The 560-nt window shown below is 37.7% G+C and carries 1 protein-coding gene; it reads left to right on the forward strand.

Annotated features, from left to right (window positions below):
* Window positions 1-89: 89 nt before the first annotated feature.
* Window positions 90-383: a hypothetical protein gene (locus KTI79_RS19100; protein ID WP_039099860.1), complete on the forward strand. Its 294-nt coding sequence runs from the start codon at window positions 90-92 to the stop codon at window positions 381-383.
* Window positions 384-560: the final 177 nt, after the last annotated feature.

Below are 560 nucleotides of genomic sequence, written 5' to 3' on the forward strand. Positions count from 1 at the left end.
TTACCAGATGGCGCAATCGAAGCTTATGAAGCTTCGGTTATAGAGCACGAAGAAGGTTTATCTATGGTTTTGGAACAGGAAGGACACTTATGATTAAGTTAGAAGGCACAATAATTAATGTTTTTACTCAACAAGGTGGTAAAGACAAAAAAACTGGTGAGGCATTTGCCGATCGAGACAAGATCCAACTTTTAGGGGAGTTTGAACTACCTAATGGCGATAAAAAAAATGAACTAATAGATCTTACTGTTGAAAATGGCAAGGAATATGAAAGCCTAAAAAACAAGCGTGTCAGCATTCCATGCGGTGCGCTTGCTTCGGGTCGAAATGTTGTTTTTTATGTTGCAAAAGGTGCTACACCTAAACTTTTAAACACTGTTTGATACTCGTTAAAAAACAGCAACTTACGAAGTAAGTTCGCTGTTTTTTCTTTTACTTGATACTATTCATTAACTCGGGGACAAAATTTGATGCAAAAAGACATTAAAAAACCCCTGTTATCGGGCGATTTGGCAGTCGGTGATAACAAGGGTTCGAATTCTGTTGAAGCAGATCAACAT

It is taken from the genome of Acinetobacter sp. WU_MDCI_Abxd143 (genome assembly GCF_025514195.1).
GTDB classification, from domain to species: Bacteria; Pseudomonadota; Gammaproteobacteria; order Pseudomonadales; family Moraxellaceae; genus Acinetobacter; species Acinetobacter pittii_H.